The following is a 22,875-nucleotide window of genomic DNA, read 5'->3' as shown; positions in this document are numbered from 1 at the left end:
TGGGTGGCTCGGCAGCCGTTACATTTCAGTTGTCTGTCGTCAGTCTGCCTCAACCGCCGCAAATTACCAATCAGGCGACCGTTAGCTTTACTTCAGGCGCGTTGACCTCGTCCTCGCATTCTGATCCGGTCACTCTGCCGGTATATCAGCCGATCATCAGCCTGACCAAGACCGCCAATACTGTCAACACGCAGATTGGTTCAACCCTGCTCTACACACTGACGTTAACCAACACCGGCAATATCGCCGTTATACCTGTGCTGTCGGATAATATCCCTGCGGGCTCTGAACTGCTGCCTAACAGCGTCGTTGTTAACGGCATCCTTGTGCCGGGAGCTTCGCCAATTACGGGTATTACACTCGGCTCACTTGCGCCTTCAGGCAGTATCGTGGTGAGTTTCCAAACGGTCGTCTCGTCTCTGCCAACCCCGCCTGTACTGACCGATCTTGGGCAAGCGAGCTTTACCTACTCACCGCCTGACGGTAGAGTTCTCAGTGGTTCTGTCACATCCAATACAGTCAATGTCAGCGTATCCGCACCTAATATCCAGATTACGAAAACATCCAGCTTGTCAGCCGCTGTAGTAGGCGATACGATCAGATACACACTGAGCATCACAAATAGTGGTGTAGATTCAGTCACAGATACCGTTGTAACCGATACGATTCCAGCCGGAACCTCCTTTGTTCCAGGTAGTGTTATCATCGACGGCGTAGCCTTCCCTAACGCCTCTCCGGTCGCTGGAATTGCCATTGGAAACGTTGCGTCTGGAAATACCTTCGTTGTTAGTTTCCAGACAACTGTGCAAACTTTGCCGCAGCCTCCACTGCTCACAGACATCGCAGCCGTTTCATTTACCAGCGGAACATTCACCGGTACTGCCTTTTCCGATCCTCTTATCGTGCCTGTATTCCAGCCGCTTATTGCACTTACCAAAACTTCCAGCACCCTTAACGCCTCTGTCGGTGATACACTGACCTACACGATCACAGCCGTGAATAGCGGTAATATTGCGGCAGCACTTACCATCAGCGATACCATCCCGGCTGGATCATCTTTCCTTGCCAACAGTGTCAGCATTGCCGGCAGTCCGCAGCCTGGGTTGTCCATCGAAACAGGCGTTCCGGTCGGATCTGTAATGCCAGGCGGAACGGTATCCGTAACTTTCCAAACGATTATTAATTCGCTGCCTAATCCACAGGTATTGACTGATCAGGCATCTGGATCATTCACGTTTCAACCCCCGGATGGAAGAACCATATCTGGATCAGCGGTATCCAATTCACTCAGCATCTCTGTATCCTCACCTAACGTCAGTATTGTAAAAGGGACGGCGGCTACCGACGCCATTGTCGGTGATATCATCACCTATACACTGGCTGTCTCCAACTACGGGATCAGTACAGCCAATAATATAGTGGTCTCGGACATGATTGCAGCGGGAAGCTCCTTTGTGAATGGCAGTGTTACTATAAACGGAACGGCCTCCCCTGATGGAAATCCCGGATTTGGTATCGCCATTGGCACGCTCACTCCTGGAGCTGTTGCAACCGTCACATTCCAGGTCCGAGTGGACTCCCTACCGACGCCACCGCAATTGTCCAATCAGGCCTCAGTCAGCTTTACCAGCGGCGTATTTACTGGCAGCTCAACATCCAATATCGTGACCATCCCAGTCTTCCAGCCGATCCTGACAGCAGTCAAAACAAGCAGTACCAACAATGCCACAATTGGAGACATCATCACTTACACGATCGTCGTATCCAACACCGGAAACATTGCAGCCTCCACCACTGTAACCGACAATATTCCAGACGGCTCTATATTCCTTCCCAACACGGTGTCGATTAACGGCATTGCTGCCCCAGGCGCAAGTCCAGTTACAGGTATTCCGACTCCAGCCATACCACCAGGACTATCGGCAACTGTTACCTTCCAGGTGCTGGTATCTTCCATTCCTGCAGCCGTACTGCTGGTAGATCAGGCTGAAGTAGATTATCGCTTCAATGCACCAGATGGCCGAGAGGCAGGAGGCTTCCATTTATCCAACATCGTTGAAGTTGCCGTTTCACCCCTAGACATCACTTTAAGTAAAAGTATAAGCTCACCTTTTGCCACTTCTGGGGATACTCTGACGTATGAACTCGTGATCTGCAACGAGGATTCGGATACCATACAAGACGCCCGCTTGCTGGACACCCTGCCAGAGGATATCGAGTTTGTTGCGGGTTCAGTTCAGATTAACGGAACAGCTATAACGGAAAGCGATCCTCGGAGCGGTATACCTTTGCCAACATTAGAAGCGAACACAAAGACCGTCATATCCTTTGAAGTCCGTATCGCAGCAACAGAGCAGCCGGGACCACGAACCAATCAGGCTCGCTTATTGATTACAAATGGAGAAGAAGCGAGTTCGATTCTGTCCAATATGGTAACAGTTGCCATACTCCAGCCTGTTCTGAAGCTGACGAAGATAGCCAACACAGAGAGTGTACAGCCAGGCCAAAGCATCACCTACACCATAGTTGCTGAAAATACCGGAAACATCGGCGCCTTTGGCTTGTTGACGGATTCCCTGCCATCGGAGCTGTCTTTTGTCCCCGGATCTGTTACGGTGAATGGAGCTCCTGGGTACGGTGTTAGTCCAGAGCAAAGCATTACTCTAGGTACAATTGCACCAGGAGAACAGACAACTGCCGTCTTCTCTGCTCTTGTCGTCCGTTCCTCCGAATCGGGTGCACTGGCAAATCAAGCTTCACTGGCTTACTCCTACCAACTGCCTGATGGGCGCAATATACATTTGGAAGCCGTTTCGCCTTCTGTCTCCGTTAAGGTGAACTCTGCTGCAGAAGATGCCTTAACAGCCGTGCTCAGCACGACAGTATCTGCTGTTGCTTTAGGTGATACAGTACCTTATCAGTTGGCCCTTGTTAACGACGGTGGGGCGGTCATTACCGATGTGGTTTTAGCGGATTATGTACCAGACGGAGCCATCATGAACCCGGACAGCCTGAGAATTGACGGTTCTCCACCTGCCTCCAGCAAGCCGGGCGAACCCTTATTTATCGGCAGCCTGCAGCCAGGGCAGGCAGTGAATATATCTTACACCGTGAACGTGCAGTCCCTGCCTGTCGGCGGCCGTCTAAATAATAACGTGCAGCTTCGCTATGCTGACAGCGATGGTGCGAGCGAGATCGTCAGCAACACCGTGACCGTAGCCGTTTTCGATCCACAGCTTGCTGTCAGCATCTCCACGGAAAATACGGGAGCCATGGCCGGGGAAGCCCTTACCTATACGATACAGCTAAATAACTTCGGCAACACAACTACGGAAGTTACTATGCAAAATTTCATTCCGACCGGAACTCTGTTCATTCCTGACAGCCTGCGGTTGAACGGTCAATCGCTGTTAGGAGCCAATCCAGCTGTTGGGGTCAGCCTTGGGTCTGTAGAGCCAGGACAGTCGTTGACACTGAATTATCAAGTGAGCGTGTCGGAGACACCTCCATCCGGCTACATTGTAAATCAGGCTACCTTTGCCTACTCGTTTACGTTACCTGAAGGAAGAGCCGTATCGGGAGCACTGACTACCAATACCGTTACTATTCCAGTCGTATACCCACTGCTCGAGTTAGTCAAAAAGGTGAATACCCCAGACGCCTCTGTAGGTGACACACTCACATTTACTATACAGATAACGAACAAAGGCGGTATCACGGCACAGCATCCGTTATTCACCGATCTGTTGCCGCAGGGACTGGTTTATGTACCTAACAGCTTGACGATCCAAGAGAAAGCACAGTCAGTCGCTAACCTTGGTGCAGGTATCACCCTCCCGGATATTGTACCAGGCGAGACTCTCAATCTTACGCTACAGGCGCTAATCCGCGAGGCACCTGCAGATGGAACTTTCAGCAACCTGGCCACCATCGAATACACCTCACGTCGTAGTGGGGGAGAGGCCATCCAGGAAAGCGCCCAATCCAACACCGTCGGCATGACCGTCATTGCTGCCGTCCCTAAGCTTACGCTTAGCTCCAGCGCTTTGCGTGTCGGGCAAGAGGACATCTTGTCCTTCACCGTTCAGGTGGAGAATACAGGAAACACTCCACTGGAAGAGCTACTGCTTACGGCTCCATTCGCAGCCGAGGATTTCCTTTTGTTACGAACCGTTTCCGTAAACTCTGTGCCGCTTCCGCATCCTAAGCTGCTCCAAGGTATTCCATTGGGGCGCCTTGATCCAAACCATCAAACTGTCATCGTCTTCTCCTTTGATATTGAAACCGCACTCCGTCCTTATCTGATCGCCCAGGCTATCCTGCGCTATCAATTCTGCTATCCTGACGGACGCTTAGAAAAACAATCCGCTTCCTCCAATACCATTTTTGTGGAGATGGCTGATTTCGACGGTTCTTTTGAGTAACTTGCTATTGCATAGAGTTGAGCTCCCTTACCCTTGTGTAAGGGACTCTTTTTATGTCAGTATATTGGGAAAGTCCTTATGTATTTAGAAAACATAAAAAAGCCCTGGAAAATATTCCAGGGCAGTTGCTAGCGTGTTATCCATTGCTAACCATCTTACCAATTATGTAGGTCGGCTATGCCGGGGATGATTATAATTTGGTTACGTTAGCGGCTTGTGGTCCACGTGCGCCTTCGACAATGTCGAACTCCACGTCTTGTCCTTCTTCAAGTGTTTTGAAGCCTTCTGTTTGAATTGCGGAAAAATGTACAAATACGTCGCCGCCTTCAGCCGTTTCGATGAAACCATAACCTTTTTCTGCGTTAAACCATTTTACTTTACCTTGCATGCACTAACATTCCCTTCGTCATCAAATGAAGTGAAGCTCTCGCCCACATTTCCGACTATACCACCCAAAGTTATCCATTGTCAATTGGAATTGATAATGTTTTCATACATTTATTTGCCATCAATATTCTTCTGCTAATACAGTTGAATATCGTTACAATGAATTCTTAATGATTGTATAGAGGTTATAATATATAATAACCCGCTTCCCTGTATGCTGAAACAGGTGAAACGGGTTAGGGAAAATATTTTTATTTTCGGCGATCCATCAAAATGGCATCAGAAGAATAGGCGGTTTCGTAGGCATTGCGCTGAACTTTGGCCATGTTACGCTGTTGAAGCCAGTCGGCTGCTTCTCCTTTTAAGAAATTCATTCTGCTTATGATGGGAGTGTCATTATCTATAAGATTTCTTATACGATCAATCTGCCCTACGTCTGCAGCACTTAGCTTAAGAAGATCTTCTAGTTCATTCACTAGCAACTGACGACTTTCAACAAATCTCACTATCTCTTCATAAGATGTTACATTCAGTCGATTCATTAAATCAGTAGTAAGGTTCTCCAGTTGACCGATAAGCTCATCCATGGTTGGCTCCTATCGCTGTATCCGCAGCACCCGCTGTCAACTTACTTACCTGTACCCAGGTTTCGCGTAATTCGGTGAGATATCCTAGAGCTTCATTGGCTGGATCTGCACTTTTTTTTATGTTGGCTTGAATTAAAAGATAATTCATATATTCGTAGAGAGCAAACAAGCTTTTAGAAATATCGTAGGAATGATCCAACGTCGACATTAGCTCACTAACGATGGTCTGTGCTTTACCAAGGTTTAGGTTAACCTTTTGGTAGTCCTTAGAATCTAAAGCAACCAGCCCCGCCTTAACAAAGCGAATGGCTCCATCATATAACATAACTACAAGTTGAGAAGGAGTAGAGGTCTGAACCGAAGACTGCCGATATTTTTCATAAGGAGATGTAATCAATCCGCTCACCCTTTACTATCTATTTTAACAAACCTGTCAGACTAGACGACTGGGATTGATATTTATTCATGGCTTCTTCCATGGCTGAGAATTGTTTGTAATAGCGTGTTTCCATATCACTTAGCCGGCTTTTCATGTCAGAAATTCGTTTATTGTAATCTGCAAGTTGCTTGCCCATAATACTTTCTGATTTAAATATACTATTTACATCAGAACTAAACTTAGATGTACCTGCCTTCTTAGCTAGTAAGTCCAATGTTCCGTTCAATTCGTCACTGATTTTATTATATATTCCTGTATTCGTACCATCAGCGCTACCCTGAAAAATATTCATGACTTTTTGAGGGTCTCTCTGTAAAGCAACCTTAAGCTTCTCCTCGTCAATATATACCTTTCCATTTTCATAGTATTGTCCCGTTGTAATTCCTATTGCACTTAGATCACCGAGACTTCCTGTAATCACTGAACGCATCGAGGAGACTGCTGAAGATAGGATATTGTCGTTTTTGAGAAGACCACTTTTAGCCTTTTGTTCCCAAAGTGTAATATCATTCTCTTTCATATCTTTCTTTTGTTCATCTGTAAGTGGCTGATAATCACGGTATTTTTCCTCTTTGACTTTCGAACTAAAGGTATTGAGTAAGTCATTGTAATTTTGAACAAAATTTTTGATCGTATCTAGCGCTTTAGCTGGATCTGTTTGAGTTTGAACTTTCGCAAGATCTGTAGATGTGTTCGTTGATAAAAGGGTGAGCGTGATACCATTGACAGTAAGAGAATTGTTATTAGTGGTAAATTCCTTAAAACTTGAACCACCGTCCGTACTAATTTTTACTGTTCCTGCTGTAGCGTTTTGTATTGTACCCATGCCCAATAATGTTTTCAAAGTACCTGAACCATCTGTAAGATTCGTTCCATAATCTTTTGAGGTGATGGAAAATTTACCGGATACTTCATCAAAACTCGCATTAACCTTCATATCGGCATCCGTACTAATTGTATTAATAACATTAGCTATAGTTTTGTCGCTAGAAAAGGTTAAAGATTTCCCATTAATGGTGACTGTATAATCTGCAGCACCTGTACTGGTGGATAGATCTCCAATTTTTGTTGTTAGCGTAGCATCTGCACTAGAGCTAGTCGATAACTTACTTCCACTTGTCATATTCGACTTTTGCGCGAGACTTGTAACTTGTACAGCCATCGCCGCACCGCTCGCATTAGCACTTGCGTCTGCTTTGATTGCGGTCGTATTTCCCGATACAACCGCCTGTTGTGTATTCATCGCTGATGATAACTTAAACTCCGAAAGCTTAGTTCTGAAATCAACAATTTTGCTGTTTAACTCTCTATAACTGTCCCGTGTCCATTCCAAGATTTGTTTCTGTTGATTCAACTTGTTTAATGGAGCTTTTTGAGCAGTCATTAAACTTGTAACCATGCTATCGATATCCATTCCGGAAAATCCATTAATACGCATTATATAATTACCTCCTTACGCTTTTTGGTCTACTAGGATTCCTGCTATTTCCATCATCTTAGCTACTAGGTCTAATGTTTTTTCAGGAGGAATCTCCCGGATCAGTTCACCTGTATCCTTATTGAGAACTTTAACCAAAATCTGATGCGTCTTTTCGTGTACACTCATTTCCAAGGTTGTTGCAGGGCCCTGGAGAGCCTTGACGGCTCGATCTATCGCCTTAATAAGCTGTTCGTCCCCAAGTGACACTGACAGCCCTTGTTTTTCATACTTTGTTAATTCAGAATCGGTCTTAATAGTTTGTATTATCGTACCACTATTAGTATTGTGAGAACCAGTGTACTCACTCTTTAAATCACCACCTTTCACTCCATCCACTGTGGTACTTGTCGAAACTGAGAACTGCAGATTCATCTGACAACCTCCGATACATGTTTTATAATATATATCGGCTAGACAGCCAATGAACTGAATAGAGTATAAATTTGCGGATTATAAATTTCGATCCCAAAGATGGTAAGCAGTTATCTGCATAACTCTTTATCAATCATTCTGGATAACTTATCCCTGCCATTAATGTTTAGGTGAGAAGCATCATAAAAATCCTTCTCTTCAAAATTACGACTCCTAAAGTAGTCTAGTAGCTTAAAATCATATTCTTCCTTCATCTCTCTAATAATCGAATGAAATTCTCGTTCTAGCATAGGGGAAAACGCGTCACTATAACATTTTGCTACAGGACATACAACAAATACAGGCGTGATATTATTCTTTCGCAGCATATTAAGATACTGTTTAAGTATTGCTTTATTCTCTTCCACAGTTTTTGGATAATTTTTGTTGCTGTCTTTTTCTGCTAAAACAGTAGCATGGAGTTTATCATCACTAGACATTTCTCGACTTCTAAGAATAGTATTTTCTTTTTCTTTGCTTTCTTTAAAAGCCTCGAAAACTTTTATTGTTAAATCATCTAGCAATAACTTCTTACTAAGAGTTTCAAACTGATCATAGTCTTGTTGAGCTTTCTTCTCTTCATGATAGTTATGCATTGTTTGAAAGATCGGATAATACATGCGTGAACGTTCTTTATAGATACTTAAAGATAGGTCAAAATGAAAACTATAATAACTAAGCCCAATAATAAAATTGCTTATTGTTTTATTAGGGTTAAAGTAATTAAGTATCCACTCCGCAATCTTATAATCATAAAAAAGATCTTGACTGGATAAAGCCATATTTTTATAGTTCCCGCCCAATAACTCTGTATTAATTCCCACCTCATGATATGAAATACCTGTAACTATACCAGTTATGTCATTCTGGTTCTCAGTTATGCTGTTAATATTCTTATGATACTCATATAGATAATAATTATTTAAGGCACCCACCAAATCAATAATTTTGCTGGCGTCGAGCGAACTAAGTAAGCTGTTTGCTTCAAGCTTAACAATATAATCATATTCAAAAGACTTGATCTCATTATGACCAATGATTTTAGTATTTCTTATAAATCTCCCAGCATATTGTCCACTAGAATCGACGATTGCCTCAACTGTGCATTTATTTGGATCAGTAAGAAGATAAGCAAACTCTGTTAAAGTGTTAACTCCAAAAATTATCACTTTATACTTCCTGCTCACACTCCAACCCTGACCTTTATTATCTGTTTGTAACAAAGAGGCTTCCAGAGAAGACTCTTTATTCTCTATATTTAACTTGGAACAGAGTTCACCAACCAATTCATTTAGATTTCCTATATAATCTGGATAGAAATATGAATTATCTATTGTAAGAAAATATTCACAAATAGCAGCCGCTCTATCTCTAGCTCCTAGTCCATAAAGCACTCTAGAAAGCAAGTACCAAAGCTCCATGTTCATCTTGTGAATTTCCAAAGTAGATGTTAGAAGCTCAAATGCATTTGAGTACATTTCCAACTCAATGTAACATAAAGTAATCCAACGTATGCACACTGGATATTCTATCGATTCTTTACTAGTGACAGACAAAACATCTTTTAGAAACCTCAATACTTCCACATACTTTTTATGCTCAAATAAGGCCGCCACTGTTTTGTACTTAGAATTTGTTAAATTAGGATTTTTACTTTTAATTAATATTTTTTCAGGAAACCCCTTCTCTAGATAGTCCCTTCTTTTATAGAATAACTCCCAAGAAACATTACTTATTCCTTGAACGGTTGAATATTCTACAGGTCTCCAAATCTCGCTTGCTTTCGTAGTGCCTAGAAGGTGGTTAATATAAAGTAATTCCTCATTAGAAAGTTGATCCTTATCTTCACAAATTATATCCCATTCATTGTTTGCTTGGATTTGCACCCCATGAGCAGATACACTTTTATAAAAATATAATAATTCGGATAAAATTGTATCCCAGCTAAATGAATTTGCAGTATCGATACCATTTTTTTTCAACTTTCTATATAATTCCTCATCATTTAACAAACGTATAACCTGATCGGTAATTCCCTGTATATCACGAACATTAGTCACCAAGCTATTATGCTCGTTAACCGCGTATTCCATAACGCCATTACTATCAGTTACTACTACTGGGGTACCACAAGCCATGGCCTCTAACGGTGGAAGGGAAAAAGACTCATAGTGCGATCCTGATACATAAACATAAGCATCTCGATAGAGTTCCGCAATTTTGGTTTGCGGAGGATTAATATATACTTGTCCATAAGGCTGTAGTGGCTCATTCGGAGTTATCCAAACAAATTCAAGATCATAACCTCTATCAACGATATTTTTATGCACCTGCTTTAATTCATCAATACCTTTAAACTCTACCCTATCACTACCAACGACAATCATTTTTCTAGTTCCCAAAGAGTTAGAGGACTTCTCATAAAATACATTTCTATTGAGAGCATTGTGAAATACCTTTGGTCTACGTTTGAACTTACTCTCTATAATCCATGAAACACGCTCTGATACTGTTGTTATATATGCAGGCAGCGCAAAGAGATGATTTAAGGTGATTGACAATTCTTCACTCACATCCGTGAATAAGTGAAAATCTCCCTGCTCAAAATAAACAACTGGTGCAATACCTGCATCGACACAGACATTAATTTGATCCCAATAAGTTGCGACTATAACGTCACAATCAGGTATAAACTGAGCTATATTAACTTGAAAGGGTATCTTAATATAATTTACATCAATAGGAAACCAATCAGGTTTTGGGAAATGAGAAATAATGGAGACCTGGGTTCCTAGCTTTTTCAGTCCATTTGCATGTTCAAGTATTATCTTATTCCCCCCGCAAACATTAACGTGTCCTATCACATAAACAATATGAATGGTTTGTTTAGGCTCTTTAGGGACAAGTCTTTGAGTCTCAGCATATGCGAGGCGCTCCATTCTTGTCCTATATTCTTCAGATCTAGCCTCACTAATAATTTGACTTAGCATTAGCTGAACTCCTCTCAAGTGTAAAACTAAAATTTTAGCAAAACCTTAAGGATTTACCCAATCTGAGAATCTAAATTTCTTTTTAATTTCTGCTTTAATCACTCCCATGCCTTCAGAGTCATCAAGTGCCTCGTACAAGTTAAAACATCTTTCATACGACGAATATTCGGGTTTCAATTCCAATAGCCTGGAATAGAATAATTGCGCATCCTGTAAGTAGCCAGATTTAAGACAAACATCGCCCAGTAAACGCACTAACAATGAGTTTCTAGGTTGTCTTTCAAAGCATTTAGAAAGCACATCTATCGCTATTTCATTGAAGCCATAATTCACTAAAACTTCGCCCATTCTAATATTTATGTTAACATCTGACTTGAGGATCATTGTCGATACTTTTTCAAAAACGTCAAATTCCTGTAAGCTTATTAAATGGGTTATTACTTTCATAATAATTTCTTCTGTTCTAGTAGTTATCACAGGTTTCTTATCATTCTCGCCATCCATTAAGAAAGTGTATAAGGTTTTTTGCTCTTTATTACTAAGATTAAGAAGCGGTTGAATTAATTGAAATAGAGTCTGATCATTTAGTATAGTAGCAAGCACAAGCACGTCTAATGCGTTCTCTTCACCAACTGATATTTGCTCCCAACAGTGCTTAGATTCTTCATATTTTTTATCAAACAGCAGGGCAACTGCTCTGATCTTATCTTCAACTGTCAAATTGTAACTATTTAAATATTCATTAAGAAGTGGATGACGCAAAGAATACATAGACTCCATGAGCCAGCGTAATTCTTCTACATTCGATATATTATAAATATTGTTTATATTTTGCTTTACGTCCTCGAAAGGAATATTGCCTTTCAAAATGATCTCAAAGTAATGATTCAGACCAGGTACAAACAGCTTTTTTTCTTGAATCACTTTAATGATCTCGTCATAACTTTTTGCCAGCTCACCTTTTTTATAATAAAGCAGGGATAGATAATAGTGAGCTCCGTAACCCCCAGCTCCCTCAGTGACAGTTATTCCTTTATCACCCATGATTATGCATTTTCGAAATGTAAGCTCAGCATCTCTAAAATAACCAGCTTCGAAATAAATTTTACCTTGTGCATAACGCAAATCCACTGTATTTGGAAATATCTCAACTGCATCTTCTAAAACTCTCAAACCTTCCTCATGTTTGCCCAAATAACTCAGGCATGTTGCTATTTTAGTTAAAAGTTCTGGAGTATAAGATTTATCCTTACTGAGTGGGTATGATCTTTGATAGTACTCTATCGCTTTTTTATAGTTGCCCAAGGAGTAATATACATTCCCTGTGTTAAACAAATTGTAGCCATTTGGATTTTCAGCGACTTCTTTTAACATAATAGGCAGATTTCTGGATAGCTTATCTTTTTCCGCCAAAGTTTCATTCATATAACCGGTATGGAGAATAACAAAGTCCGCCATTTCATTTGAATACTCATAATTCTCGTTCATAGTATCTAAATGCTCGTGCAGACGATTTATATATTTTAACTGTGGTTTATTTACAAACAATCGAATTGCAGTATGTGTATGAGCCCAACCAAAAGATAGCAAATTTCTAATTCTTATTAGGTAATAATCCTTACCTGACCCGACAACTGTCTTTAAGTCCGCATCCGACTCCAAATACTCATCTGCATCCAGTACTAGAATGTAATCAGATTCGGCATATTCTAATGAACGATTACGGGCTGCTGCGAAATCATCGGCCCATTGGTAAGAATAAACTTTCTTTGTATATTTCCTTGCAATTTCCATCGTTGAATCTGTTGAGCCAGTATCTATTATGATAATTTCATCAACTTTATTTTCAACACTGCTTAAACATCTATCTAACACTTTCTCTTCATTTTTCACGATCATGCACAAAGAAATAGTTTTGTTCATGGTAAAACTCCTTTTTTAGTAAGTACGTTATACAACTTTTATCGGCTGTTTCTTAAGTCTTCATTAGCTTTGAAAAAGGAGTTCTCACTAACAAAAAAAGGAATCCCATAATTGGGATTCCTCTTTGACACCAGTAAAAATTAACGAAGCAATTGCAGAACACCTTGAGGCTGTTGATTAGCTTGAGCCAACATAGCTTGAGCAGCTTGTGCAAGAATGTTGTTCTTCGTTTGGTTCATCATTTCTTTCGCCATATCTACGTCACGAATACGGGATTCAGCTGCAGACAGGTTTTCGGAAGAAGTGTTCAGGTTGTTGATTGTGTGTTCCAGACGGTTTTGGTTCGCACCCAGTTTCGCACGCTCACCAGAAACTGTTTCGATTGCAGCGTTGATTGTGGAGATAGCTGTGTCGGCTGCACTTTGAGTAGAGATATCGATACCGCTTGTGGCAGATTGTGCAACACCCAAAGTACTAGCATCCATAGAACCAATGGACAAGCTAATGTTTTGACCTGTGTTAGCACCAATGTGGAATACTACACCGGAAGCAGAACCATCCAACAATTTCTTAGTGTTGAATTCAGTAGTGCTGGAGATTCTTGTGATCTCTTTGGAGAGTTCATCAACTTCTTTTTGAAGAGCACCACGGTCTACAGTAGTGTTAGTATCGTTAGCGGATTGAACAGACAATTCGCGCATACGCTGAAGGATGCTGTGAGTTTCGTTCAATGCACCCTCAGCTGTTTGGATCAAGGAGATACCATCTTGAGCGTTCTTGGAAGCCATATCCAAACCACGGATTTGACCGCGCATTTTCTCGGAAATTGCCAGACCTGCAGCGTCATCACCAGCGCGGTTGATACGCAGACCAGAAGACAGTTTCTCGATAGCTTTGTTAGTGTTGCCTGTGTTGACAGCCAGTTGACGATGAGTGTTCATCGCAGCGATATTGTGATTGATAATCATTTTAAATTTCCTCCCTGAAGGTAAATGTCCCACATCCATGTGGTTTATTGTTGTTAAAGCTATCCGTTGAAGTCGGCCGCCCCTCCGCAATAGCTTGTACTATATATATCGACAATCTCGTCGATCTTTTAATAGCATTTTAGAATTTTTTTTATTTTTCGTTATTTTTATTTATCATCTTGCGTAGAGCGTCCAAATTTAACTGCGTATGGGCCGTAGATTCACGATTGGACTCTTGAATAGATAAATAGATTTCCTTGCGAAGGATGTCCATCTGCTTGGGTGCTGAAATCCCTATACGAACGGTATCGCCCTCTACTCCGAGTACCGTGACCTCAATATGATCCTGAATGATAATGGACTCGCCTTTCTTACGCGAAAGTACCAGCATGATTATTCACCTTCCTTTGAACGGACGGTTTCGTCTTTCTTAACGGGTTGCAATGAATGTCTGGCCTGATATGTGGTCTGATGCAAAACAACCTGCTTGGCTTGCCTGTTATCTGGATTGAACACCAAAGGTGCCAATAAATTGATCGTTGAGTTTTCTACCTGCTCATGTAATGTTAGTATGCTGCGAACGACTAAATTAGATTCAATCTCCAGTTCTTCCGCTTCGCTGTCCGGGAGCTCGAACTCGTATTCAGGATAAAAGATAAAAGGATCCACTAAGACAAAAGAAAGTTCCTTCTGCTGAAGAGACTGGAGATAGTAAAAGGGGGCTTCGTCTTGATCAAGCAACACAAATTCAGTCGTCTCTTCAAATCCCGGAATTCCTTTTTCAAAACGATATATTTCTTTTTCATCAACTTCGATGTCACCCCAAATAAATGTCGAGATAATCACAGATATTCCTCCAATATTTAATCAGATATATACACTTCACTACAAAAAAAAGGCTATAGACGGCTTAAACATCTCCTCTATAACCTTAACTTATTTCACATCGTAACATCAATTTCTGGCGGAATATAGGCCACCGATGGATACTGCTGCATATAAATCTCCAGTTTTCCTGGAGTATACTCAATCTCGGGACGATTAACGGTCACATGCATTTCCGATACAGCAGGTGTATATGTAATATCAGGTGCACGCGTTTCAATATGAATATCCACATTATCCATGGATGCAGCCTCTCTAAATTCAGGAAGAACATGTGTTTCTGTATCCGTTCCAAAGACATTGGCTACAGTATTCCCTGGAATATGAATCGCTGCCATCCGGTTGCCTTGCTCCACCCTATGGGCAATTGCTTGTAATAAAATTTGCGGCAACCCTGAATAAATTCGATTATTCATCTCAAGGTAATTACCCCCGTTATATGCAGAGTAGGCCGCGCTTTGATCTATCGTAAGCTGTGGCTTGTACTGGCGGATTTCCAGTTGAGCACGTCGTGTCGTTAATTCCATATCAGCCGAAGGCTGCCGAATCGAATACTGCCCAGGGTCTGCATCAATATGCAGGATAGCCGGAGTTTGCCGGATTTGAAGCATCGGAATGATGGCCACTATATCCCCTCCTTAACCTACCTTAAGAAATCCATTAATGATGGAGATATTATTTTCGCTCCCGCTGACAAGGAAGCATTATATATATTCTCTTGAATTTTGGAGTTCATTAAAAGCTCGGCGTAATCCGCATCTTCCGTCTTAGACTGCAAGTCCGTTAAGTTCACTTCCAGATCCTTCAAACGACTTTGCATTAGCTCAACACGGTTGGATTTAGCACCCATTTCCGACCGGACTTTCAGCATTTTACCCACCCGTGTATCAATATTAGCTAATTGATCCCCGCTTGCTTTAATGTTACCACTTGCCAAGGCTGCAGATAACTGATTAAAAATAGTAAATAAATTATCGGCATCCGCACTTGTTCCTACGACTTCATTACCGGTTACATTAATGGGCAAAGCAACATTTTCACCCACTATAAAATTAACATTTCCTGTATCCGTAACAATGGACGCTGCTCCAGATGTATCATGCGTATTATCAGCATTCAAAGGAAGATCGTATGGTTTCTTGTCATAGGTTTGACCATTAAATATATATTTACCGTTCAGTTGGCTGTTCACAACATCAATCATTTGTTCCTTAAGCTGACCGATTTCTTTGTTAATGCTGTCCAGCGCAGATTGTGGATTAGTTCCCGTAGAGGCTTGTACTGTAAGTTCACGTACTCTTTGCATAATTTGGCCTGCCTGATCCATGACCGTATCATTAAAATCAAGCCAAGACACTGCGCTGTCCACATTCCGTTGGTATTGTTCATTTGAAGACAATTCAGATCTGTACCTTAAGGAATACGTAATTCCTACAGGATCATCAGAGGGCTTGTTCAGCTTACGTCCGGTCGACATCTGGTTCTGCGTATTATTCATACGCTCCGAATTTCGATTTAAATTCAGCAAAAGCTGTGAGCTTAGCATATTGTTAGTAACTCGCATAATTATATCCCTCCGTAATTAAATACCCTTGTATAAAAACATAAGATATTTAATCCTCATTCTTATCTTCCCACTACACCTGTGGAGTTAATTAATTTATCCAATAATTGATCGAATGTGGTCATAAACCGAGCAGCGGCGCTGTAGGCATGCTGAAACTTGATCATATTGGACATTTCTTCATCCAGTGAAACACCACTCACGGATTGGCGCATAGTTTCTACCTGAGATACGAGGGCTGTCGAGTTTTGTGTCTGTCTTGTCGCCTCTTGAGCCTCTATACCCAACTGACCAACCATAGAACTGAAAAAGCTATCAATAGTAGCCGTATTCCCCGTAGAAACAGAAGTGAAACTGTTTAATTTTAAATTGGCCATCAGGGATGCCAATGTATTATTACCTTTAACCAATTCTTCAGTAGGAGCAGTACCTGTTACACGAAGGGATGCTGCAATGGCGTTAGGATTATCTCCTATAACGGTATTTAACGTGATGTTGCCTGCCGTTATCGTCCCGCCATTATTTGAAGCTACAAAAAAAGGTTTACCTGCAACCATGTTACCGTTAGTATCTTTGCCCTCTTGCGTATAACCCAGTTGATGCAGACCATTAAGACCTTTAACCGTAACTGTTAAATCCGATTGAAGTGTGCGGTTGGTCCCTGTATAAGTCACTCCGTTCAGTACAGTGCCTTCTGGTAATACCGAGCCTTTAGGCAGCGTTACAGAAATATCACCGGTCGCCAATGTGTTGGCGAGGTTATCCAGTTGGGCAGTATAATCTGCTACAAATTGATCTCTGGAGATGATCATTCCATGTACTTCGCCACCTTGCAAATCATTGGAAGCAAAAGCAGCTTGCAATAACGCACCGTTAATTCCAGTCGTCGGTGTAAATCCGGTTACTAGCGCTTGGCCCCCCATATTTACATTGTAGCCCTGAGCCGTATCAGTCACCGTCACATTCACGATTTTTGAAATTTTATCAACGATCAAATCACGCTGGTCACGTAAATCGTTAGCGTTATCCCCCAAGCCTTCAATTTTAGTAATTGATTGGTTCAGATCCGCTATGGAGTTTACATAGCTTTGCAGCTCACTAGCCTTAGCCTCCACATTTGAGGTTAAATCTGCAGATAAATTGCTTAACTGTTTACTCATATGATTCATTGCTTCTGTCAAAGCAAGCGCATTTTCTTTAACAATAGTACGTGCAGTTACACTTTCCGGGTCTTTGCTTAAATCAGACCAAGATTTATAAAAGTTGTCTAACACTTTTCGAATCCCTGTGTCGGACGGCTCATTCATAATCTGTTGTAGCTTATCAAGTGTATTACTTCGAATCGTCCAACTGCCCAGCTCAGTATTTTCTCCGCGATACTGACTGTCCAAGAACTTTTCACGAATGCGTTCAATAGCATCAAATTCAACACCTGTTCCCAACTGACCAGGCACATTAGAACGGTTAATACCATAAGCCTCCATCGGTATAGAAGCTCTCATCTTAACCGTTTGTCGTGTATAGCCTTCTGTATTGGCATTAGCTATGTTGTGTCCTGTTGTATTTAAAGCTGCAGTTTGTGTAAAAAGGCTTCTTTTAGCTGTTTCTATGGAATGAAATGTGGATGGCACTCTGTTTTCCTCCTCGGATCAAGCCTTAGTGTCGAGCAATCCAGGTCGTGCGAGTTGATTACTTTTCTGATCTGGATGCATATAAGTCATCTCCTGATTAGGACGACCTACAAGAAGATCTAGCGAGTAGTCAATAAACACCAGCGATTGCTCAATGAGCTTTTGATTGATTGCATTAACTTCCTTTAATTCTGAAAGGGTGTGGGATAAGCGGCTCTGCACACTCAGAAGTTTGTTCTTATCTTCAGGATCAAAGACAAGACGTGCCAGCTCGGTTATAGTCAAATTTAGCTGAGACTTAATACCACGTTCACGAAGAAGCTCATACGAGACCTCCATACGAGCTTCCTCCAGCTCCTCCACCTGTTTGAGAAGCCTGGACTCCTGCTTCAAATGCTGAACCAGGCTGTTTATATCATTTTCCATGACAATCTTTTTTTTGCTTTTCGCCAGTTCCAACAAGATAAGATGCTTTTGATCTAGCTGCTCCAGCACATCAATCAGGCGCACTAAAGGCATATTTTACTTCACCTAGCTTTCGGAAGACTGCTTGAAGTAAGGCAACAGCTTCTCTGCAATTTTGTCTGCATCTACACGATAGGTTCCAGAAGCCACTTGCTGCTTAAGCTCCTGAATTTTTTTAACTCGATCTGTATCGCTGCTCCGGTTCAGCATTTCCATTGCTTCCGGGGAGATGGATACCTCATCCTTGCGACGAGATTTCTTTTGCTCCTCTTGGCGCCCTGTTTCAATATTTCGCTGATATGGATTAATCGCTCCGATGCGGTTGGTCTCGTTAATTTTCATAACTTCCACCTTCCTTAGTTATTTGATATGGTCAGAATGTATCAGACGACATAGCGTCGAACATGGTTCGTATTATGCCTTACTTCTTATTTGTGCATGGTTGCTAAAAATAAAAAAACCGATAAGCTCTATAAAGATTATCGGCGGTATTTGAAACTTTTTGAATAGCTAAATACGTTTTTAATTCCCCTGTACTAGTTTCCACGAAGTTTATCAATTGCGCTGTAGGTACCTTTGCCCATATTGTTAATTTGATCCTGATTACTACTTTCACGCGCAGCCTGATGCAGGTCTTTGGTCAGTCTTGTTCGACAAGAATCGCACATGTGTCCATCACGAATCGGTATTCCGCACACTTCGCAAGGATACGTCATATTGGGTGCATTAGCAATGGAAATACGCCCCTCACGTATAAAGGTCGTGATTTGCTTAACGGATACCCCAGTCGCCTCTGAAAGCTCATGCATATGAATCCCTTTATTTTCACGTATATGTTTGACACAAAGCTCATATTCAAGCTCAATATCTTTGATACAATTCTGACAGAGCCCTCTGACATTCATAATAAACAGCTTTCCACAGCGAGGACAGTTATCCAAATTCATCCTCTGCAGCGCCCCTTTCCAATTTCCGATCTCTAATTACTTTTATCCTTACATTACCTTATACTGAAGAGCCTCGTCTAGCAAATATTTCAAAAAAAGATTCTCAGATTTTACACAACTACACATTTTGTACGTTATCATAGTAAAAGTATAAACGATACTGCTATCCATCAGCAAAATCCCCTCTACATCGGTATGTATCGTTATTCAAATGACATACAAATTAAGGAAGCCAACAAGTCCTTACATCTTAGCCTATGGCATGTATTTATTTATCGTCAAACAATGCGACTTATTTGAGATAAAAAATAAAATAAGCGCCATTCCAGTAATTTTCGGGAATAGCGCTTCATTATAATTAATATAGCTATATATGAATATGATCAAACGAGAAGTGCAGGTCAAGCTGAGGGAAAAACCGGGCGAAACAATCCTCAGAAGAATTCATGTTCACCTGTGCCCCAAATACTATCAAGCAAATGCAGTAAATCCGGGGGATCGGCGCCCATAGAATGCTCCGCACATGGAGTGTGGGGATTCATAAATCTCATGCAACTATCATCATCTTATTCATAAACTATCTGAAATCATGATAGATGTATCATTGGAAATTTGCAGCCCAAAAAAACAAACAATTATTCAAAAAAGCATTGTTTTAATAGAGCCCTTCCCGTATACTATAGTCAAACGCTGGGTTTAATAAATAATTATTATTATGCATTCATAATAATAATTATTTATTTGTGTTTGTTTGTGGTACTTGCAGTTCTTGACCCACTTTAATCAGGTTGTTGATTTTAACCAGTTCTTCAACAGTTACGCCATATTTTTTTGCAATAGAAGCCAGTGTATCACCATCTTGGACATTTACTGTGATTGTGTTTACGGCAGCTGGTGTTTCAGTTGTAGTTGTTGCTGATTTTGTTGTTGTTGCTTGATTGTTGTCAGTAGCCGGTTGAGCTGGTGTTTTAGTTGTTGTATCTTCAGTAGTTCCAGTTCCGTAAACATTTGCTTCAAATGCTTTTTGTGCTGCTTCTTGTTGTTCTCTAATTATTTGATCTTCCAGTTGTTGTTTTTCGTCATCAGAGTTGGATTTTGCCATTACTTGACCTGTTGCAAGTGGGCTAAGCAAAGAAACTGCACCTAAACTTACTGCCAGCATACTAGATACTGCTACTTTTTTCATTACGTTTTTCATTATTTTTCTCTCCTCTTTTTAGCTTTAAATTTTAATTAACTGCTTTACTACTGAGCGAGACACTCCCAAAGTCCGCTCTTTTGTCATTAGCTAATCACTTATTACCAATCATGTTAGCTATCAACAGATAGAAATTGTACTCCTCTTTTCCAAAAAAATCAACCTCTAAATTGAAATGTTCTAAATTCATCCCTCACTTCCTTACTCCCTTACTCCCTTACTCCCTTACTTTTTGTTTGTGTCTATATTTTTATTATATATCTCTTTCTAGCTCGTTGTCAAATTCTGCTGATTACGCGCTGTAAAAGAACTCTACTCTATCAATTAAGCAATTTTCGAAGCAATTTCAAGGTTTATTTCATAGTTACAAACAATCCTCTCATAACAAATACAGAAAATTTAGACTTATGATCTTGCTAAAGTCAGGCAAAAAATAGCCAAATGTACTCCTTGCTCTGCTGCCTTTTCACCTAAAACACGCGCACACGCCTGCAAGGTGCTACCTGTTGTATAAATATCGTCTACAAGCAAAACAGTAGCAGACTGTATCCTGTCCGATGTGTATCGAGAATCAGCTTTTAAAACAAGAGACTTCAACAATTCCGCCATATCAGGGATAACAGCAAAGGCATTATCCATTGTGCTTATGCGATCCTTTTTTGTTTTAAAGCTCTGTTTGCCAGTATCTTGTGGTCGAGCAAGTAAAGGTACGAAAGGAAGCTTATTCCGCTTCGCAATCTCTTCAGCCAGAACTTGAGCCTGATTGAAGCCCCGCTCTGTCAGCCTCGTCTCACTTACCGGAACACAGGTCACAATGTCTACACTCCACAAAGATCGGTTGAGAACAGAATGGACATCGCCTGCAAACTCATGTCTCATCGCCCGATAGGCTCGGTTCATTATCTCACCCAGCGCAGAAGCATACTTTTCATTCCCACGATATTTGAACTGTCCAATCCATTCTCTCATCATCGGTGTATAGCTGGTTGCACTCCGATTACACACATAGTAACGTACCGATCGGACAGGCCTTACGCAATCCGGGCAAAATGTCGGACGTCCACAATGAACGCACCGAATTTTGTAAATCCAAGGGATTTGAACCGAACAAGTAGTACAAATCCCTGCATACTCGGAAAAACGCCCTGTGAGAGTGCCGCAAGCGATACATGCCTGGGACTGACGATGGAGTAGCCAATTCATAAAAAAACGGGTTCTTGAAATTATCCCCATACCAGAATGCACCTTTCTTGGTAGTTTACGTACCGACATAGCTTCAGGTTTCATATTTCTAAAAAAACTTTTTTTATTTAATGCATTTAATGCTTGATCTCCTTCAGATAACCTTTTTTCTGTGCTAGTGTATTCATGCGTTGAATCTGTCTGATTGCCCTCTTTTGACCACGAGTCCATTGGGGAGATGTGAAAATAACACCTCCGCACGGGTCATCCTTGGACCTTCCCGCGCGACCAGCCATTTGGACGAGAGAGGCCTCATCAAAAAGATGGCTATCCGCGTCCAGTATGTACACATCGCTGCGCGGAACAGTCACTCCCCGCTCCAAAATAGTAGTTGTGACCAACACACGTATTTCAGTGGCTCGAAATAAACGCACTTTAACAGTTCGTTCTTCATCCTGTGATGAGGTACCGGCAATGGCTACATCGGGTACGTGTTTAATCAGCAGTCTCACCAGACCCTGAATATGGGAAATTCGTGTCACAAACAGAAAGACCTGTGCTCCTCGCTGTATAGATACGCGCAGGCGTTGAGTAAAGGCCGCGGGAAGCTGACCTTTTTGCAACCAATGTTTCACGGGAGCAGTCCCTAAGCGAAATGGGACAGGTAAGGGATGACGATGAAAGCGAACAGGAACCTTGGCATGTGGTAGTCGGCCGCGTACTACCTCTCTCTGCAGCGCATGTGGTGGCGTAGCAGACAAATAGATAAACTTGCCCTCCGGCTTACATACAGCTTGTGCAGCAAAGGCGAGCATAGGATCATTGTGATAAGGAAACGCGTCAATTTCGTCAATCACTACCAGATCAAAGGCGTGACGATAACGCAATAGCTGGTGTGTCGTTGCCAGTGTCAGCTGCCCTCTTTGCCAGCGTTCTGCGCTCCCCCCATAAAGCGTTACCATGGTAGCCTGGGGAAAAGCAACCTCCAAGCGAGGTGCCAACTCCAGTACCACATCCCGGCGCGGTGTTGCTACAAGCGCTGTCCCTCCGCGTTCCAACACATGCTGCAAAAGCGGAAACATCATTTCCGTCTTGCCTGCGCCAGTCACGGCCCAGAGCAAAAAACGCTCTGCCGCAGGATCGGGTATTTGCCGATCAGCGCTTCCCCCCGCAAGCTTCCCAGATTTGAGTGAAGACCGCCCGCTGCGGGCAAGAGTGCTGCCATGCGTAGCAGCAGCGTCCGTCCCCCGGCTCGCAACCCTGTCGCGCCGGAACAATTCGCGCGCTCGTAGCCAACGGCTCTCCAGGCGAGAGCGTCGCCGCACTTCCGCGGGTGGTGCGGCCAAAAAGTGCAGTGCAGCTTCGGCGGCGGCACGTTGCGCAGGGCTCAGCCC

The 22,875-nt window shown here is 42.0% G+C and carries 19 protein-coding genes and 1 pseudogene; 1 reads left to right on the top strand and 19 read right to left on the bottom strand.

The genetic code is table 11. The annotated features are described in order from the left end of the window. Nucleotides 1-4,424 (top strand): annotated as a pseudogene (locus L693_RS0106355) (DUF11 domain-containing protein); the annotation flags it as partial. Between the two features lie 190 nt (nucleotides 4,425-4,614). Here L693_RS0106355 and L693_RS0106350 read toward each other — a convergent pair. The 19 genes from L693_RS0106350 to L693_RS0106250 all read right to left on the bottom strand — a co-directional run. Then, nucleotides 4,615-4,812 (bottom strand): cold shock domain-containing protein, encoded by a 198-nt coding sequence (locus L693_RS0106350; RefSeq protein WP_007432685.1) that lies wholly within the window; start codon nucleotides 4,810-4,812, stop codon nucleotides 4,615-4,617. Nucleotides 4,813-5,062: 250 nt separating this feature from the next. Further along, nucleotides 5,063-5,398 carry a hypothetical protein gene (locus L693_RS0106345; RefSeq protein WP_025716553.1) on the bottom strand — a complete coding sequence of 112 codons (336 nt, stop codon included), beginning with the start codon at nucleotides 5,396-5,398 and terminating at the stop codon, nucleotides 5,063-5,065. Next, nucleotides 5,391-5,795: a flagellar export chaperone FliS gene (gene fliS / locus L693_RS0106340; protein WP_025716552.1), complete on the bottom strand. Its 405-nt coding sequence runs from the start codon at nucleotides 5,793-5,795 to the stop codon at nucleotides 5,391-5,393. The genes L693_RS0106345 and fliS overlap by 8 nt, the downstream gene beginning before the upstream one ends. Nucleotides 5,796-5,814: 19 nt before the next feature. Then, nucleotides 5,815-7,275 (bottom strand): flagellar filament capping protein FliD, encoded by a 1,461-nt coding sequence (gene fliD / locus L693_RS0106335; RefSeq protein WP_025716551.1) that lies wholly within the window; start codon nucleotides 7,273-7,275, stop codon nucleotides 5,815-5,817. A gap of 15 nt (nucleotides 7,276-7,290) precedes the next feature. Next, entirely contained in the window at nucleotides 7,291-7,689 is a 399-nt protein-coding gene (locus L693_RS0106330) for a flagellar protein FlaG (RefSeq protein WP_025716550.1), read from the bottom strand. Nucleotides 7,690-7,799: 110 nt separating this feature from the next. Continuing rightward, a complete protein-coding gene (locus tag L693_RS27735) occupies nucleotides 7,800-10,718 on the bottom strand; it encodes a glycosyltransferase family 4 protein (RefSeq protein WP_049825079.1) in 2,919 nt (972 codons plus the stop codon). A 45-nt stretch (nucleotides 10,719-10,763) separates the two neighbouring features. Then, complete coding sequence (locus L693_RS27730; RefSeq protein WP_049825078.1) at nucleotides 10,764-12,641, bottom strand: glycosyltransferase family 2 protein; 1,878 nt, start codon at nucleotides 12,639-12,641, stop codon at nucleotides 10,764-10,766. A 140-nt stretch (nucleotides 12,642-12,781) separates the two neighbouring features. Beyond that, nucleotides 12,782-13,609, bottom strand: a complete 828-nt coding sequence (gene hag, locus L693_RS0106315; RefSeq protein WP_025716549.1) for a flagellin Hag — start codon at nucleotides 13,607-13,609, stop codon at nucleotides 12,782-12,784. A gap of 151 nt (nucleotides 13,610-13,760) precedes the next feature. Further along, on the bottom strand, nucleotides 13,761-14,000 hold the full coding sequence (csrA, locus tag L693_RS0106310) for a carbon storage regulator CsrA (protein ID WP_025716548.1): 240 nt from the start codon (nucleotides 13,998-14,000) through the stop codon (nucleotides 13,761-13,763). Between the two features lie 2 nt (nucleotides 14,001-14,002). Continuing rightward, nucleotides 14,003-14,455 carry a flagellar assembly protein FliW gene (gene fliW, locus L693_RS0106305; protein ID WP_025716547.1) on the bottom strand — a complete coding sequence of 151 codons (453 nt, stop codon included), beginning with the start codon at nucleotides 14,453-14,455 and terminating at the stop codon, nucleotides 14,003-14,005. Between the two features lie 95 nt (nucleotides 14,456-14,550). Next, complete coding sequence (locus L693_RS0106300; RefSeq protein WP_025716546.1) at nucleotides 14,551-15,120, bottom strand: DUF6470 family protein; 570 nt, start codon at nucleotides 15,118-15,120, stop codon at nucleotides 14,551-14,553. A gap of 17 nt (nucleotides 15,121-15,137) precedes the next feature. Further along, nucleotides 15,138-16,058 (bottom strand): flagellar hook-associated protein FlgL, encoded by a 921-nt coding sequence (gene flgL / locus L693_RS0106295; protein ID WP_049825077.1) that lies wholly within the window; start codon nucleotides 16,056-16,058, stop codon nucleotides 15,138-15,140. Between the two features lie 62 nt (nucleotides 16,059-16,120). After that, nucleotides 16,121-17,689, bottom strand: a complete 1,569-nt coding sequence (gene flgK, locus L693_RS0106290; RefSeq protein ID WP_025716544.1) for a flagellar hook-associated protein FlgK — start codon at nucleotides 17,687-17,689, stop codon at nucleotides 16,121-16,123. Nucleotides 17,690-17,707: 18 nt separating this feature from the next. Continuing rightward, nucleotides 17,708-18,208 carry a flagellar protein FlgN gene (locus tag L693_RS0106285; RefSeq protein WP_025716543.1) on the bottom strand — a complete coding sequence of 167 codons (501 nt, stop codon included), beginning with the start codon at nucleotides 18,206-18,208 and terminating at the stop codon, nucleotides 17,708-17,710. A gap of 12 nt (nucleotides 18,209-18,220) precedes the next feature. Next, nucleotides 18,221-18,496 (bottom strand): flagellar biosynthesis anti-sigma factor FlgM, encoded by a 276-nt coding sequence (flgM, locus tag L693_RS0106280; protein ID WP_010349684.1) that lies wholly within the window; start codon nucleotides 18,494-18,496, stop codon nucleotides 18,221-18,223. 194 nt (nucleotides 18,497-18,690) lie between these two features. Beyond that, nucleotides 18,691-19,101 (bottom strand): TIGR03826 family flagellar region protein, encoded by a 411-nt coding sequence (locus L693_RS0106275; protein WP_025716542.1) that lies wholly within the window; start codon nucleotides 19,099-19,101, stop codon nucleotides 18,691-18,693. Between the two features lie 733 nt (nucleotides 19,102-19,834). Beyond that, nucleotides 19,835-20,299, bottom strand: a complete 465-nt coding sequence (locus L693_RS0106265) for a LysM peptidoglycan-binding domain-containing protein (RefSeq protein ID WP_025716541.1) — start codon at nucleotides 20,297-20,299, stop codon at nucleotides 19,835-19,837. 405 nt (nucleotides 20,300-20,704) lie between these two features. Then, entirely contained in the window at nucleotides 20,705-21,304 is a 600-nt protein-coding gene (locus L693_RS0106255) for a ComF family protein (RefSeq protein WP_231503548.1), read from the bottom strand. 314 nt (nucleotides 21,305-21,618) lie between these two features. Continuing rightward, nucleotides 21,619-22,875 (bottom strand): helicase-related protein (locus L693_RS0106250; protein ID WP_025716539.1); only part of this gene is annotated, 1,257 nt, incomplete at its 5' end.

Origin of the sequence: Paenibacillus sp. 1-18, from assembly GCF_000520755.1 — a bacterium.
Lineage (GTDB): Bacteria > Bacillota > Bacilli > Paenibacillales > Paenibacillaceae > Paenibacillus > Paenibacillus brasilensis.
This window is presented reverse-complemented; position numbering and strand designations above follow the sequence as displayed.